The 16,178-nt window shown below is 64.9% G+C and carries 14 protein-coding genes; 7 read left to right on the top strand and 7 right to left on the bottom strand.

Annotated features, from left to right (window positions below; all coding sequences use genetic code 11):
* The first annotated feature begins 58 nt into the window (after positions 1-58).
* Positions 59-1,960, top strand: a complete 1,902-nt coding sequence (locus RTP54_RS22760) for a methyl-accepting chemotaxis protein (RefSeq protein WP_112811185.1) — start codon at positions 59-61, stop codon at positions 1,958-1,960.
* A gap of 89 nt (positions 1,961-2,049) precedes the next feature.
* Here the strand turns inward: RTP54_RS22760 and RTP54_RS22765 are convergent, their stop codons facing one another.
* The 3 genes from RTP54_RS22765 to RTP54_RS22775 form a co-directional block, all read right to left on the bottom strand.
* On the bottom strand, positions 2,050-3,594 hold the full coding sequence (locus RTP54_RS22765; RefSeq protein ID WP_409517185.1) for an aldehyde dehydrogenase family protein: 1,545 nt from the start codon (positions 3,592-3,594) through the stop codon (positions 2,050-2,052).
* 15 nt (positions 3,595-3,609) lie between these two features.
* Complete coding sequence (locus tag RTP54_RS22770) at positions 3,610-4,497, bottom strand: NAD(P)-dependent oxidoreductase (protein WP_312365880.1); 888 nt, start codon at positions 4,495-4,497, stop codon at positions 3,610-3,612.
* A gap of 155 nt (positions 4,498-4,652) precedes the next feature.
* Positions 4,653-5,642, bottom strand: coding sequence for a zinc-dependent alcohol dehydrogenase family protein (locus tag RTP54_RS22775; RefSeq protein ID WP_312365881.1), 990 nt, complete (start codon positions 5,640-5,642; stop codon positions 4,653-4,655).
* A gap of 103 nt (positions 5,643-5,745) precedes the next feature.
* Between RTP54_RS22775 and RTP54_RS22780 the strand changes: the two genes are divergently transcribed.
* Positions 5,746-6,645, top strand: a complete 900-nt coding sequence (locus RTP54_RS22780) for a LysR family transcriptional regulator (protein WP_312365882.1) — start codon at positions 5,746-5,748, stop codon at positions 6,643-6,645.
* 16 nt (positions 6,646-6,661) lie between these two features.
* Here RTP54_RS22780 and RTP54_RS22785 read toward each other — a convergent pair whose 3' ends face one another.
* The 4 genes from RTP54_RS22785 to RTP54_RS22800 form a co-directional block, all read right to left on the bottom strand.
* On the bottom strand, positions 6,662-7,579 hold the full coding sequence (locus RTP54_RS22785) for a LysR family transcriptional regulator (protein WP_312365883.1): 918 nt from the start codon (positions 7,577-7,579) through the stop codon (positions 6,662-6,664).
* 24 nt (positions 7,580-7,603) lie between these two features.
* Positions 7,604-8,761 carry a M20 aminoacylase family protein gene (locus RTP54_RS22790; RefSeq protein WP_312365884.1) on the bottom strand — a complete coding sequence of 386 codons (1,158 nt, stop codon included), beginning with the start codon at positions 8,759-8,761 and terminating at the stop codon, positions 7,604-7,606.
* 61 nt (positions 8,762-8,822) lie between these two features.
* Entirely contained in the window at positions 8,823-9,338 is a 516-nt protein-coding gene (locus tag RTP54_RS22795; protein ID WP_112815095.1) for a hypothetical protein, read from the bottom strand.
* Between the two features lie 17 nt (positions 9,339-9,355).
* Complete coding sequence (locus RTP54_RS22800) at positions 9,356-10,171, bottom strand: DUF3100 domain-containing protein (protein WP_112811190.1); 816 nt, start codon at positions 10,169-10,171, stop codon at positions 9,356-9,358.
* 438 nt (positions 10,172-10,609) lie between these two features.
* Here RTP54_RS22800 and RTP54_RS22805 point away from each other — a divergent pair, with 438 nt between their 5' ends.
* From RTP54_RS22805 to RTP54_RS22825, 5 genes are all read left to right on the top strand, one after another.
* The gene (locus RTP54_RS22805; RefSeq protein WP_312365885.1) at positions 10,610-11,635 is read left to right on the top strand and encodes an ABC transporter substrate-binding protein; all 1,026 of its coding nucleotides are present in this window, start codon (positions 10,610-10,612) and stop codon (positions 11,633-11,635) included.
* 68 nt (positions 11,636-11,703) lie between these two features.
* Positions 11,704-13,209: a sugar ABC transporter ATP-binding protein gene (locus RTP54_RS22810; protein WP_312365886.1), complete on the top strand. Its 1,506-nt coding sequence runs from the start codon at positions 11,704-11,706 to the stop codon at positions 13,207-13,209.
* Positions 13,209-14,201, top strand: a complete 993-nt coding sequence (locus RTP54_RS22815; protein WP_312365887.1) for an ABC transporter permease — start codon at positions 13,209-13,211, stop codon at positions 14,199-14,201. Before RTP54_RS22810 ends, RTP54_RS22815 begins: the two co-directional genes overlap by 1 nt.
* Positions 14,198-15,154: an ABC transporter permease gene (locus tag RTP54_RS22820; protein WP_312365888.1), complete on the top strand. Its 957-nt coding sequence runs from the start codon at positions 14,198-14,200 to the stop codon at positions 15,152-15,154. Before RTP54_RS22815 ends, RTP54_RS22820 begins: the two co-directional genes overlap by 4 nt.
* Positions 15,151-16,173 carry a LacI family DNA-binding transcriptional regulator gene (locus tag RTP54_RS22825; RefSeq protein ID WP_312365889.1) on the top strand — a complete coding sequence of 341 codons (1,023 nt, stop codon included), beginning with the start codon at positions 15,151-15,153 and terminating at the stop codon, positions 16,171-16,173. Before RTP54_RS22820 ends, RTP54_RS22825 begins: the two co-directional genes overlap by 4 nt.
* Positions 16,174-16,178 lie beyond the last annotated feature (5 nt).

Raw genomic sequence — 16,178 nt, forward strand, 5'->3', positions numbered from 1 at the left:
GTTTGGCCGACCATGTCCAGCAAACCAGCGCGATCGCGGCATCACAGGAGTCACGGCAGTGGCGTTCAAGAATTTATCGATATTGACCAAGGTCGGCCTCGTGGTCGTGGTCATGGGCCTATCCTCAACCCTGATCGCGCTCGCTGGCGCCCGCGGGCTGTCTTCGCTCGGAACGACGATCGTCGAAGTCGGCGCCCGCGAGGAAGCAGCTCGCGAGGCGATGGATCTCCGGGTCGACATCATCGCCATCAGCCGCATGACCTATCAGTTGGCGGCAACGCCCGCGAAGGCTTCCGAGTTCGGCGCCGAGACCGAGACGCGCGCCACCGAAATGCTCGCTCGCGTCACCAAGATCGAGGCGGTTGCCGACGATGCCGAGGATAAGCTGCTCAACGACATCCGCACGACGCTCAACAGCTACTTCGACGAAATCCGGGCGATGGTCGCCGTTGCCGGCTCCAATGGCGCGGATGCCGCTGCTGTCAAGACAGCACTCGACAAGGCGCTCGACGCCCAGAAGATCGTCACCTCCACGGTCAAGGCCTATACCACCTATTCCGGCGAGGCGCTTGCAACGGCCCGTGCCGAGGCGCTGTCCTCCTCTTCCGTCGCGATGACGATCCTTCTGGGGGCAGCTGGCGCCTGTATCGTGTTCGGCATGGGGGTCAGCCTCGTCGTCGCCCGCCGCGGCATCGTGGTTCCGGTGCAGTCGCTGACCGCGATCATGAGCGAACTCGCAGACGGCAAGCTCGATGGCGATGGCGCCGACGTTGGCCGCCGCGACGAGATCGGCGAGATGGCCCGTGCGGTCGAGGTTTTCCGCCGGAACGCCATCAGCATGCGCGACATGAAGGCCCAGGAGGCGGTGCTGCACGCCCGCAGCAGCGACCTCCAGTCCAACATCAGCATCGTGGTCGCTTCCGCCGTTGCCGGTGATTTCACCGGCCGGATCACCAAGGACTACGACAACGAGGACCTCAACCGCTTCGCCGCCAGCGTTAACGAGCTGGTGTCGAGCGTCGACCTGACGGTCAACGAGGTCCGCCGGGTCGTGGCAGCACTTGCGGACGCCGACCTGACGCAGACCATGCGCGGCGAATTCCACGGTGCGTTTGCCGAGCTTCAGACCAACGTCAACGCCACGATGGTCACCCTGCGCTCGACCATGCAGAACGTGCGCACGGCCGCCGGAACGATCAACGACAATTCCGCCGAGCTGAGCTCGGCCGCCAACGACCTGTCGAAGCGCACGGAGCAGCAGGCGGCAGCACTTGAAGAGACGGCGGCAGCCCTCGACGAAATCACATCCACGGTCAGGACCGCTTCCGAGCGAGCCAACGAGGCGCATGACATGGTGCGCGCCACCAAGGACAGCGCCGGCCGCTCCGGCCAGATCGTGCGCAGCGCGATCGACGCCATGGGCCGCATCGAGGATTCGTCCAACCGGATCAACCAGATCATTTCCGTCATCGATGAGATCGCCTTCCAGACCAACCTGCTGGCACTGAATGCCGGTGTCGAGGCGGCGCGCGCCGGAGAAGCGGGACGCGGCTTTGCCGTCGTCGCCCAGGAAGTGCGTGAACTGGCCCAGCGCTCGGCAAACGCCGCCAAGGAGATCAAGACGCTGATCAACAGCTCGGCCAGCGAAGTCGAAAACGGCGTGTCGCTGGTGCGCTCGACCGGCGAGGCGCTGCTGGAGATCGAGACCCTGGTCAACAGTGTCAGCGGTCACGTCAACACGATTGCAACGGCCGCACGCGAGCAGGCAACCGCGCTGCAGGAGATCAACACCTCCGTCAACCACATGGACCAGATGACCCAGCAGAACGCTGCGATGGTCGAGGAAACGACGGCTGCGAGCGGCACGCTTGCCGAAGAAAGCCGCCAGCTGCGCACGATGTTGGCGAAGTTCAAGCTCGAAGGTGCCGCAACACGCGAAAGCTGGAGCCGCGCCGCCTGACGCTGAAACGCGAGCGGAAGCAAATGCGAAGGGCCGGCAATTGCCGGCCCTTTTGTTATCTTGCCTTCACGTCGCCGCCTTGGACGTCGTCACGCTTCCGGCGAATAGCCGAAGACCACGGCCGGGTTCTCCGCCGTCTCGACCCAGACGCTTTTCGTCTGCGTGTAGGCGAGCAGCGCATCGCGGCCGCTGGAGCGACCATAACCCGACCGGCCAAAGCCGCCGAAGGGCGACATGACGCTGATCGTCTTGTAGCCGTTGATCCAGAACGTACCGGCGCGCACGCGGCCGGCCATGCGGTGAGCGCGCCCGACATCCTTCGTCCAGACGGCGCCGGCAAGGCCGTAGGGGTTGTCGTTGGCAAGGGCGACAGCCTCGTCTTCATCGTCGAAGACGGTGACGCCGACGACCGGGCCGAAGACTTCCTCGCGCGCGATCGTCATGTCGGGCTTGACGTTGTCGAGAATGGTCGGGGCGAAGAAGAAGCCGCCGGAGGAGGCAAGCGCTTCAGGCTTGGCGCCGCCCGTTGCAAGTGTTGCGCCCTCGGCCACCCCCTGGCGCACCATCGCTTCGATCTTTGCCCATTGGCGCTGATTGTTGATCGGGCCGATCTGGGTCGTGTCCAGATAGGGATCGCCGACAGGGATGCGCTCGGCAGCGCGGGCATAGCGCTCGACGAATTGCTGGTGCACCGAACGGTGGATCAGGAGGCGAGATCCGGCGACGCAGCTCTGGCCCGCGCCCGAAAAGATCGCCGACTGCGCGCCGACGATGGCGCGGTCGAGATCGGCGTCGGCAAAGACGATGTTGCCGGATTTGCCGCCGAGTTCGAGAATGCAGGGCACGACGTTCTTCGCAGCCGCAGCCGCAATCGCAGAGCCGGCCTCGGCCGAGCCGACGAAGACGACCAGTGCCGTCTTTCGGTGCGCGACCATGGCGGCACCCGCCGTCAGGCCGGCCCCGGCGATGACGTTGACGAGGCCGCGCGGCGCGCCGCCAGCCTCGCAAAGTGCGCCGAGCACGAGCGTGCTGAGCGGCGTCAGCTCCGACGGCTTGATGACCACGCCGTTGCCGGCGCAGATCGCCGGCGCGATCTGCCAGCCGCCGGTAAAGAGCGGCGCATTCCAGGGCGTGATCTGGGCGACGACGCCGACCGGCTCGTGCCTGACATAGTTCAGGTGCGAGGTCGGCACCGGGATGACCTCGCCATGCAGCTTGTCGCACCAGCCGGCATAGTATTCGAACATCTCGGCGACACGCAGGGCTTCGCTGCGGATGTCGCGGATCGGCCGGCCGGCGGACCGGCTTTCAAGCTCGGCCAGTTCGGGTGCGCGCTCGCGGATCTTGCGGGCGATCTCGTTCATCACCCGGCCGCGGGCGGATGCCGTCAAGGCCATCCATTCGCGCTGGGCGCGCGAGGCCGCGTCCATCGCCGCATCGATGACGGCAGCATCGGCGTCCTTGAACGTCGCGAAAACGGCGCCGGTTGCCGGGTCGGTCAGATCCTGCTCAGGTCCGGAGCCTGCCATCAGAGCGCCGTCGACATAGCTGCCGATCTCGGCTCCGGGCAGGAAGCCATGGAAGAGTTCGCGGATGCGCTCGGCCTTAGCGGCCGGCATGGTCATGTCATTCATCGTCTTCCCCTGGTTCTATCGATTGTCGTTGGCTGCCGCGCGAAAAGCGCCCATGCGGGTGAAATCGTCGGCATTGTCGAGCGGGCTTTCAGCCCAGAGGCGGGCGACTTCCGACGAAAGCGGCAATGCGGCGCCGGTCCGGGCGGCAAGCTCGCCTGCGAGCCGGACATCCTTGCGCATCAGCCCCATGGTGAAGCCGCTGTCGAAGCGGTCGTTCATCACCCAGGTCGGAAAATGCACCTCGCTGATCATCGATTTTCCGGAAGCCGCGTTCAGCACCTTCAGCGCCTGCTCTGGCTCGAGCCCGGCGGCAAGGGCGAGCTTCAGGCCTTCGCCCGTCGTCACCATATGGGCTGCCGCCAGCAGGTTGTTGACGAGCTTGGCGACATTGCCGGCGCCGCTCGGACCCACATGCAGGGCTTTTGCCGCCATCGCGTCGATCACCATCTTGGCGCGTTCAACGTCGGCGTCGCTGCCTCCGATCATCATCGTCAGGGTGCCGCCGGCCGCGCCCGCAGGTCCGCCGGAGACCGGCGCGTCGATAAAGCCGTGGCCAAGCGCGTTGAGGCCGGCTGCAAGGTCGCGCGAAACGTCGGGTTCCGACGTCGAGGTATCGATGATGATCACCCGATCGGCAGCGCCCTTCAGGGCGTCGAGATTGGCCTCGACGACCGCTGCCACATCCTTGGCGGTCGGCAGCGAGAAGACGATGAATTCAGCGCCGGAAAAGACATCAGCAAGCGTTTCGCACGGCGTCACCCCGCCGTCGGCGGCGAGTTTCCGCCTGACGTCGGAAAGGTCGAAACCCCTGACGGCAAAACCGTTACTTGCAAGCGTGGTCGCCATGCCGAGCCCCATGGCTCCAAGCCCGACCACGCCTATGGCTGTCTGTTTCGTCGTCATATCCGATGTCACCCTCAGCATTTGTCTTGATCGCGAGAAGGTGGCATGGGCTCCCGGGAGCCGGTAGACGGCGGCGCCGGTACACTGCGTTGCTGGCGCCGCAACGTCGGTTTGCGATGGGAGAACGGCCTGTTGTTGACGGCTCTCTGCGTGCGTCAGACGGTCACGACAATCTTGCCGAATTGCTCGTTCGTTTCGAGATAGCGGTGTGCCTCGACGATCTGTTCGAACGGGAAAGTCCTGGCAATCACCGGTTTTAGGGCTCCAGCGGCAAGGCCATCGAGAATGAAGGCCTTGGCCGCTTCCAGTCGACGGGCCTCGCCCGTGATCTCGTGAACGAGGTAGCCGCGCAAGGTCAGCGATTTGCCGAGAACCGCAGGCAATGGAAAGGGCGTGGGATCGCGGCTGAGGCCGCCATACTCGATCAGGATGCCCCCGCGCGCCATGGCCGCGGTCAGCGCTTCGAAGATCGGCCCGCCGATCGGGTCGAACACCACACGAATGCCCCGGGGGCCGCCGATCTGCTGCAGACGCGCGGTCAGGTCTTCTTCGGCCGAGGCAACGACATGGGTGGCGCCGGCATCGAGCAGGGCCTGCTTCTTGGCAGAGGTGCGCGTGACGGCAATCGCCTTGGCGCCGACCCGGTTGGCGATCTGGATTGCCGCAAGGCCCACACTGCTCGAGGCGGCCGTGATGACGACTGTCTCTCCCTTCTCCAGTCCGGCGATGTCGATCAGGCCACCATAGGCGGTGAGATACGGCATCCAGAGTGATGCGGCTTCTTCGAAGCCAAGCGACGGCGGGTGCCTGACGACGCGAGCGGCGGGCCAGGTGATGACGTCGCCATAGGTCGGCCAGCGGACCATTGATATCGGCGGAATGACGCTGACGGCATCGCCGGCAATGAGGCCGTCGACCCCTTCGCCAACCGCATCGACCACGCCTGCTGCCTCAAGGCCGAGGCCGGATGGGAAAGCCGGTGTTTCGATGTAGTGACCCGAACGCAGCAACGCCTCCGCGCGATTGAGACCGAGTGCCTTGACGCGAATGCGGACCTCGCCCGGCCCGGGGATCGGCACCTCCTGATGCTCGACGCGCAGAACGTCGGGGCCACCATGTTCATGAAAACGAACGACACGTGCCATCGGGTGTAACTCCATAATGATTGAACTGAATAAGCTATGCCTTTCGTTATCGTTGGGATAAATCAAGGTTTTGGCAGAGCAGTAGAAACCAGGAGTTTTGAATATGGATCGCCTCACGAGCATGGCGGTATTCGTCAAAACCGTGGATCTGGGCTCGTTTGCCGCAGCGGCGGAAGCACTCGACATCTCAGGGCCGATGGTCGGAAAGCATGTCCGGTTTCTGGAAGAGCGGCTCGGCGTGCGGCTCCTCAACAGGACCACGCGCCGACAGAGCCTGACCGACTTCGGACGCGCCTATTACGACCGGTGCCGCATTGTTCTCGCCGAGGCGGAGGCTGCGGATGCGCTTGCAGCCGACCAGCTTGCCGAGCCGCGCGGCCGGCTGCGGGTCACCATGCCGGCGCTACTCGGTCGGCGCTGCGTCGCGCCGATCCTTCTGGCGTTTTCCGAGAGATACCCGAGGCTCGAACTGGAGTTGTCCTTCGGCGATCGCATCGTCGATCTGGTGGAAGACGGATATGATCTTGCCATTCGAACCGGCACTCTGGAGGACCGGGCAGGCCTCATCGCGCGCCGGCTGGCGAGCCACAAGATGGTCGTTTGCGCGGCGCCGTCCTATGTCGAGCGTCATGGTTCACCGCACCAGCTCGCGGACCTTGGTGCCCACCAGGCGATCACCTACAGCCGGCCCGGATGGGTGCATCCCTGGCTCTTCCCGCGTGATGGCCAGCGGGCGCTTGAGGTGACGCCGGCCAGCCGGGTGCGGCTCGACGACCTCGAGGCGATCGCGGATGCCGCTGTCTCCGGGATCGGGCTGGCGTGGTTGCCATCCTGGCTCGTTCGCCAGCGCATCGACAGCGGTGCGCTCGTCGAAGTGCTCCAGGAAGAGCCGGGATATCGCTTCGACAATTACGCCCTGTGGCTGCGCACGCCGCATCTGTCGCTGAAGGTGCGGCTTGCTGTCGATGCCTTGGCGGCCGCCTTGCCGAAGGCAATGATCTGAGCGGGCGCGGTCGCGTTCAGCTGCGGAAGGACTGCATTTCGAGCGCCAGATGCTGACCGAGCTTTTCCACCGAAAGTGGCAGACGCCGGTGGGCGCGCACCATGAGATGGGCGCTTGCCTCGCGCAGCAGCGGATCCTGTAGGTCGATCGCCTGCATGGCCCCGCGCGTGATCTCGCCGGAAACCGCGGCGCGTGGCAGGAAGGTGACGCCGAGGCCGGAGGCAACGAAGCGGCGCAGCACTTCGATAGAGTGGGTTTCGAGCAGTGGCGCCAGCGCCATGCCGGCATCGGCGGCGACACGGGCGACGATCTGGGTGACGCCATTGCCCTTGCCGAGCAGGGCGCAGGGCGTGGCCAGACAGTCCGCCAGCCTCAGGTCGGTGCGGTCGGACAGGGCATGCCCGTTCGGCACGATGACGCAGAGCGGCTGGCGGGCGATCGCCAGCGCCCGGATGCGCGGGTCCGTCAGCGGCGTGTAGGCGATGCCGATATCCGCATCGCTGTTGGCGATGGCGTCGACCACATCCTCCGTGCTTCCCAGTTCAACGATGTAGCGCACATACGAATGTGCCCTGGAGAAGGACGACAGTCCGTGTTCGACGAGATCGGCCATGAAGCCTTCGCCGCAGCGGATACGGATACGCGTCTGCTGTACGCCGCGGATCTGGTCGAGCTGTTCGGCCAGGAGGCCGTTGTCCTCGAGGACACGCTTTCCATGTTCGAGGACGAGTTCGCCGGCATCCGTAAGCACGGTGCCGCGCGCGGTACGTTCGAACAGGGCAAGGCCGATCTCGCGTTCGGTGTCGGCGATCTGTCGGCTGACGATCGATGGCGCCAGCCCCATATGTTCCGCAGCGCCACGGATCGAGCCGATGCGGGCAACTGCCATAAAGATTTTCAGCGCTTTCGCGTCGAGCACGTCCATAGGGGGCATGGATGCGACGGAAACCGTTTGAGGTCAACGACCAAGAGACGTGGCGATCAGCCTTGTCCAGAGGTCAACGCCCTGGGCAATGATGGCGTCGTTGAAATCGTAGTGTGGCGAATGCAGGCCGGGATTGACGCCGTCGCGGCGTGCGCCGAGCCAGAGGTAGCAGCCGGTGCGTTCTTCGAGCATGAAGGCGAAGTCTTCAGCCGCCATGCTCGGCGCGGCGTCGACGACGGAAAGAGCGCCGCCCTGCGCTGCGACCGAACGGGCGAATGCAGCCGATGCCGCATCGTTGATGGTGGCGGGATAGCGGCGCTGGTAGTCGAGTTCGGCTGCGCAGCCGAGACCCTCGGCGACGGAGGCAACGAGCGTGCGCATGCGCTGTTCGAGGATGTCGCCGACATCCTTCTTGAACCAGCGGGTGGTGCCGCGAATGATCGCCTCCTGCGGGATGACGTTCCAGGCGTCGCCGCCATGGATCTGGGTCACCGAGAGAACGGCTGCATCGAGCGGCGAGACGTTGCGGCTGGCAATCGTCTGCAATGCGGTGACGACCTGGGCTGCCGCAACCAGCGGATCGGCGCCCTCATGCGGCATGGCGCCGTGCGCGCCGCGGCCGGTGATCTTGATTTCGAAGACGCCGAAGGCGGCCATCATCGCATCGTCGCGGGCAACGCAGGTGCCGACGTCGAGCGCCGGCCAGTTGTGCATCGCGTAGACGGCGTCAGCCGGAAAGTCGCGAAACAGACCATCGGCGACCATGGCGCGGGCGCCGCCTTCGGCCTCTTCCGCCGGCTGGAAGAGAAAGTGTACCGTGCCGTCGAAATCCATCTCCGAGGCCTGACGCGCGGCGGCGAGCAGCATCGCGACATGGCCGTCATGGCCGCAGGCGTGCATCTTGCCGGCGGTTTTGGACGCATAGGCAACGCCGCTCGCCTCGACGATCGGCAGCGCGTCCATGTCGGCGCGGATGGCGATGGTGCGCGGCGAGGTGCCGCGCGACAGCGTGCCGACGAGGCCGGTGCCGCCATAGCCGCCTTTGACGGCGATACCCCATTCCGCGAGCTTGCCGGCGATGAAGGCCGCCGTTTCCCGTTCCTCGAAGGCGAGTTCCGGGTGGGCGTGCAGGTGATGGCGCCAGGCGATCGTTTCCGCGATGCGGTCGGGGGTGATGTCGTGGCGGCTCATCTCGTTCATCCTGTCTCGTTAAATAGGACCCGGCCGCGAAACGGCCGGATCCAGCTCTATTCTACTGGCCGAGCCTGAGGAACAGGTCGGCGACGACGACGGAGCCCATATAGGTGCCGACCATGACGCAGATCGCCACGATGACGATCTTCCAGCCCGAGCGGCGGGCGATCGCGAACTCGCTGGCCGTCAGTGCAAGACCGCCGTAGGCGAGCGCCGGGGTTGCGAGCGCCAGGAAGTTCAGGTGCTCGACCTGTTCGCTGACCCAGGCCGCACCCGGCACGCCGGGGATGGTGATGAGGATCGCGATCAGCGAGACCCAGGCGACGCTCGGCAGGTAGAAGGGCACGAAGCGGGCAAAGCCGAGGCCGATGATGCAGGCGACATAGAGCACTGCCATGCCCGGCAGGGCGACGAGCGGCGACGTGCCGGTTCCGACCCAGTTGGCGATGAGGCCGATGGCGCAGGCGATCAAAAGTAGCCCGGCGTGCTTGACGACATCGATCTTGCGTTCGTCTTCCGGGTTGAGCGGCAGGTCGTCTGCGAGATTGGCGGTGGTGTTGGTTTGGTTGGCCATTGTTCCTGTCTCCCCGATCAGGCTGTTTTGCGTTCGGACGGGCGGGCCTTGTTGTAAAGCCATTCCGTCAGCGGCAGGGCGACGAACATGCCGACGTAAAGGCCGGTCGCGTAGGTCAGGATGTTGCTGGCGGCTGCGAGCGCCAGGATGATGTCCTTCTGGTCGGGAACCACGGCGACGAGGCCGCCGGTGCAGGCAGCAAGCATCGAGCCGGAGCCGACGCCGCAGGACATGGCAAGCGCGCGCACGTCGAAGATGCCGAGCCCATGGATGAGCGGCGGCATGATGGCGAAGACGAAGGTGCCGATCAGTGTGCCCGTTGCATAGACGCCCATGGCGCCAGCCCCCTCAGGCGAATTGAGGCCGTACTTGTCGGCGATCAGCGCCAGGTTCGGCTCGCGGTCGATCGAATAGGTGGCGCCGACGGCTTCACGACCCATCTTGAGCAGGAAGACGGCGACCGGGAAGGCGAAAAGGATCGTGCCGAGATTGCCCAGCTCCTGCAGCACGAGCGCTGGACCGGCCTCGATGATCTTGGAGATCTGCGGTCCGACCGTCGTGCCGAACTTGGCGATGAACGGCATGATCGCGACGGTGATCATTGCGCCGGACAGCTTGACTGCATCCTTCGACAGGAACTTGGCGCTCGCCTTGAAAATGGCGGGATTGAGCATGATGCCGAGTGCGAAGGCGTAAAGGATCGGCAGGAAGATCACGGTGCCGAGGCCGATCGAAAGGCGTTGAATGCCGATCAGCTCGGAGACGATGACGATCGCAAGCACAAGGATGTGCAGATAGAGCCCGCCCGCGGCGGCTCCGGGTTTTCCGGTCATGATGTTCTCCTCTGGTTGGGGACCAGTTGTTGTTCTTTGCCCAGATTTCACACTATGGGGTGCGGGCAAATTGCGGCTAGCCGGTCGGCGAGCAACGAAGTGTTGCCGTTCCAGCAACAGCTACAGCGCTGAACGCGGCACTTGCAGCGCCGCTCGTCGCATCTCTTCAATTCATGGTCGCAGTCCTGTCCTTGGGTCCGTGCGGCGTCGCATGCTCATGCGAATCTGCAGCCTTGCCGGCCCTCGCTGTTGCACGGGACGGCACGCGGGTCAAAGGCGACGGTGGATCGCGGAGACGTCGCCAAAGCTTCCGCCGCCGGTTCACCGCGGTCCTCAACGAGAATTCTGCGGAAAATCACCAAAATTGGCTGAAAACCCCCATTGAAATCGATTACATTTTCTGGCTTCATGGTTCTCGCAAGATTTTGGGAGGATCTTATGAAGAAGTTTATCGCCGTAGCACTCGGCACCGTCGCATCCATTGCCATCTCCGCTTCGCTCGCCAATGCCGAGACCTTCAAGATTGGTCTGTCCAATGGTTGGGTCGGCAGCGAGTGGCGCACGCAGATGATCGACGAGGCCAAGGCGGCTGCGGAAAAATGGAAGGAAAAGGGCGTCGACGTCGAAGTCAGCGTCCAGAGCGCCAATGTCGACGTACCCGGGCAGATCGCCCATGTGCGCAACTTCATTGCCGAAGGCGTCAACGCCATCATCATCAACCCCAACAGCCCGACCGCTTTTGATCCGATCTTCGCGCAGGCGAAGGAAGCCGGCATCCTGGTGATCGCCACCGACGCCGAGGTCTCATCTCCGGATGCAACCTATGTCGGCATCGACCAGACGGCCTGGGGCGCCTCCGGCGCCAAGTGGCTGGCCGAAACGCTCGGCGGCAAGGGCAAGGTCGTCGCCATCAACGGCGTTGCCGGCCATCCGGCAAACGAGATGCGCGTCGCTGGCTACAAGAGCGTCTTCAAGGACTATCCGGATATCCAGGTGGTCAACGAGGTCAACGCCAACTGGGACCAGGCACAGGGCCAGCAGGCCATGCAGAACATCCTTGCCACCTATCCTGACGTCAACGGCGTCGTGGTGCAGGACGGCATGGCGGCCGGCGCCTGGAAGTCGATCATGGATGCCGGCAAGGCAAGCCAGATCGCCGCGACCGGTGAGATCCGCAAGGACTTCATCGATCTCTGGAGCAAGGACAAGCTGAACTCCGGCGCGACCGTCAATCCGCCCGGCGTCATGGCAAGCGCGCTCAACGTCGCCGTGCTCATGCTGCAGGGCAAGGAGCTGAAGGAACCGGCAACGGCCGGCCAGTACAAGAACGCCATGTACCTGCCGATCCCGTTCATCGACTCAAAGAACCTGGCGGACGCCGCCAAGCAGGTCGACGGCAAGCCGGGCTACTACTCCTACACCAGCGCTCTCTCGATCGCAGACGCCGAAGCGCTCTTCAAGTAAGCGCCTGAAGCCGGGCGGATCGCCTGATCCGCCCGGCGCCCCGGACCCGACTTTACGGACCAAACCCCATGTCGAAACTGAAGTTGAACGGCGTAAGCAAGGCTTACGGCGCCACCCTGGCTTTGCGCCGCGGTGACCTCGAAATCGCCGCCGGCGAAGTGCATGTGCTGATGGGCTCGAACGGCTCGGGCAAGAGCACGCTGTGCAAGATCATTGCCGGAAGCGTGCGGCCCGATCGCGGCGAAATCCTCATCGACGGCCACCCGGTGACGATTTCCGGTCCGCAGTCGGCGCGTGAACAGGGCATCGGCATCTTCTACCAGGAGCTCAGCCTTGCCGCGAACCGCTCGGTCGAGGAGAACATCTGCCTGGCAATGCTGCCGACAAAGGTCGGGATCTTCGTCGATCGCGCCGCGCTGAAGGCGCGGGCGGCGCGCTACATAGCGCTGTTTTCCGGTGTGTCCGGCGATGGGTTTGCGGCCACGACATTGGTCGGCAATCTGCGTGCCGATCAGCGGCAGCTGGTCGAGATCATGAAGGCGCTCGCGAGCGAAGCGCCGATCCTGATCTTCGACGAGCCGACCTCGGCGCTCGATCGTGCCCAGGTCGACCGCTTCTTCGACATCCTGCGCGGGCTGAAGCGCGACGGCCGCGGCATCATCTTCATTTCGCACCGCATGGACGAGATTACTGCCATAGGAGATCGGGTGACGATCATCCGCGACGGCGAGACCATCCAGACGCTCAACCTTTCCGAGACCGATCCCGCCGCCGTCATCCGGCTGATGGTCGGCGGTGCCGGCGACATGCCGGCCTCGCAATCCTCGGCGCCTGCCGCCGCGCGCTTTTCGGCTGGCGCCGCCATGACGGTCGACGGCCTTTCCGGCGCCGGTTTCCGCAATGTCAGTTTCGAGGTCGCCAAGGGCGAGATCCTCGGGCTCGGCGGGCTGCACGGCCAGGGACAGTCGGCCCTGCTGCGCGCGATCTTCGGCGCAGGCTCTATAACCTCTGGCGAGATCCGCATTGGCGGCGACCGTTTCGACGCCAAGAGCCCGCGCGACGCCATCCGGCGCGGCTGCGCCTATGTCTCGGGAGACCGTGGCCGCGACGGCGTCATCGCCGGCCGGCCGATCATCGAGAACGTCACGCCCATCCATTACCTGCGCGATCGGCTGATGGTCGCGCGTCCGTCGAGCCTGAAGGCCAAGGCGATGCCGGCGCTCGGGGCCATGCACACCAAGTTTGCGAGCCTGATGCACCCGATCAATTCTCTCTCCGGCGGCAACCAGCAAAAGGTGATCATCGCCCGCTGGCTGATCGACCGGCCGGACGTGCTGCTGCTCGACGATCCGACCAAGGGTATCGACCTCTCGGCCAAGGCCGATCTCTTCGCCCTCATTCGCCAATTGGCGGGCGAGGGGCTCGGGATCCTGCTCTATTCCTCCGAAGATGCCGAGCTGCTGGGCAACGCCAACCGCATCCTCGTCTTCAACGGCGGATCGGTGACGCGCGAACTCACCGGCGAGGATCGCACCCGCTACAATCTCTACCAGGCTGCATACGAGGCCGCGTGATGACACCGACCACGATAGAAACCCGAACCATCCGTCCCGGCGGCCTCAAGCTCTGGCTCGAACGTTATCCGTTCCTGCCGGCGTTGATCATCGTCGTCGCCCTTCTGGCGCTCAATGGCGCGTTCTCGCCCAACAGCCTCAGCTACCGCTCGCTGACGGGGCTGCTGAGCACCTACATGGCGCTGATCATGCTGGCGATCGCCCAGACCTATGTGGTTTCCGCAGGGGATATCGACCTTTCCGCCGGCGCGACGCTGTCGCTTGTCAATGTCGTGATCGTCGTGCTGATGGAGAAATGGGGCGGTGGCGCCAGCGCCGTCATCGGCGCGACGCTGGCGGGCATCCTGCTCGGACTTGCCTGCGGCGTGATCAATGGCATCGTCGTTGCAGCGCTGAGATTGCAGGCGATCGTCGCCACCTTCGCGACCAGCATCTTCTTTACCGGGCTCGCGCTCTATGTGATGCCCGTTGCCGGCACGCCGGCGCCGGCATTGTTCTGGCGCACCTATGGCGGCAGGCTGCTCGGGCTTCCCTTCGTCTTCTATGTGCTTGCGGCACTGGCGCTTCTGCTCTTCGTCCTGTCGCGCACCCGCCTCGTCACCCAGCTCCTGGCCGTCGGTGACGACCAGCAAGCAGCCTACCAGACTGGTCTTCCCGTGGTCCTTGTGCGCATCAAGGGCTATGCGCTCTGCGGCCTGTTCTCGGCACTCGCAGCCTTCTGCCTCACCGGCGATACGGCGAGCGGCGATCCGCTCGTCGGCAGCAAGATGACGCTCTACAGCGTCGCAGCCGTCGTGCTCGGCGGCAGTGCGCTTGCCGGCGGTTGGACAACCGTCGTCGGCTCGCTGCTCGGGGCGCTGACCATCGGCCTCGTCAATTCGCTGGTCTTCTTCATGGGCACGCCTTCCGAGTGGCAGAACTTCGTCCAGGGCCTCGCCATCCTTCTCGTCTTGATGGCCGGCGTGCTTGCCGGCCGGAGGGCACGCGCATGACCACCGTCGTTTCGTTCCTCAAACAGCCGCTGGTGATCGCGCTGCTCCTGATCGTGGCACTGCTCGCTCTCGGCGAAAGCCTCTCGCCGGGCTTTGCCTCGGCCGACCAGATCCTGCGGCTTCTGATCGTCGCTTCGCTGCTCGGCATCGTCGCCGCCGGCCAGAATGTCGTCATTCTCGGAGGGCGTGAAGGCATCGACCTCTCGGTCGGTGGTGTCGTCTCGCTCTCGGCGATCATTGCCGGTAATGTCATGAACGGCGCCGATGGCGGCATCCTGCCGGCAATCCTTGCTTGCCTTGCGGCCGGCGCCTTCTTCGGGCTCTTGAACGGCCTCGGCGTGACGCTGCTGCGCATCCCGCCGCTGGTCATGACGCTCGGCATGCTCGGCGTGCTCCAGGGCCTGCTCGTCGTGATCCGCAACGGCATTCCCTCCGGCCGCGCCGCCCCCGGCCTTTCCGCTTTCGTCACCCAGCCGCTGGCGCTCGGCATTCCCGGCATCATCTGGCTGTGGATCGCCATCGGCCTCGTCATGGCCTTCATGCTCAACCGCACGGTTTTCGGCCATCGCATCTATGCGATCGGTTCCAACGAGCACGCGGCCTACATGGCCGGCGTGCCGGTCCGCCGCATGCGCATCGGCCTCTTCATGATATCAGGCATGTTCGCGGCCATCGCCGGCCTCTGCCTGCTCGGCTATTCCGGTTCGTCCTTTGCCAATGTCGGCGAGCAATACATGCTGTCCTCGATCATCGCCGTGGTCTTCGGCGGCACGTCGCTTGCCGGCGGCAAGGGTGGCTACACCGGCACCATGGCCGGAGCCTTGCTGCTCGTCATCCTCCAGGGCATCCTCACCACCGTCAACATCGACGAATCCGGCCGCCAGATGGTGTTCGGCGCAACGCTGTTGCTGCTGATGCTGTTCTATGGCCGGGGAAGGGCGATGCGCGCATGAGCGACCACCGGCCCAAGATCAAGGATATCGCCGAGCGCGCCGGCGTCTCCGTCGCGACCGTGTCGCGGGCGCTCAGCGATTCTGGCCTGGTGACGGCCGAAACGCGCCAGCGCATCCATGCGCTTGCCCGCGAGCTCAACTACCGTCCGAATGTCAGCGCCCGCAACCTGCGCACCCGCAAGTCGATGTCGGTGCTGCTGGTCGTGCGCGACGTCGGCAACCCGTTCTATCTCGACATCCTGAAGGGCGTCGAGGCAACGGCGCGCGAGGCTGGCTACTCCGTCCTGATGGGCAACACCGAAAACGACCCCGATCGCGAGACGGAGTATTTCAACATGCTGCGTGACGGTCATGCCGATGGCATGATCCTGATGACGGGCAAGCTGCCGCCGGCGGGACAAGACGTCGGGGGCGACCTTGCGCAACTGCCTGTCGTCGTCGCGCTGGAAATGATCGAGGCTTCCGGGCTGCCGCATGTGCAGGTCGACAATGTCGCGGCGGCAAAAGCCGCGGTCGAACACCTGATCGCGCTCGGCCACCGCAAGATCGCCCATATCGCCGGTCCTCTGCCCGAGGTCATGGCCGTTCACCGGCGCGACGGCTATCGCGCCGCCATGCGGGAGGCCGGCCTTGCCATCCCCGAGGGCTATGAGGTTCGCGGCGACTATCTGCTCGAAACCGGCCAGCTCTGCTGTGGACAGCTGTTTGCCCTGTCCGAACCGCCGACGGCACTTTTTGCCGCCAACGACGAAATGGCCTACGGCGCCATCCATGAGCTGCGCCGCCTTGGCCGCGACATACCGGGCGATGTCTCGGTCGTCGGCTTCGACGATCTCTACCTGAGCAAGGCCTTCTATCCGCCGCTGACGACCGTGACCCAGCCGCGCGCCGACATCGGCCGGACGGCGATGTCGCTGCTGCTGCGCATGCTTTCCGGCGAGGAGGTGGGACTTGCCCCGCCCATCGTGCTGCCGACGGCCCTGAGCGTTCGAGCCAGCACCGCTTCGCCACGCCAATAACCTGA

This window comes from Ensifer sp. (assembly GCF_031989085.1).
Classification (GTDB): domain Bacteria; phylum Pseudomonadota; class Alphaproteobacteria; order Rhizobiales; family Rhizobiaceae; genus Ensifer.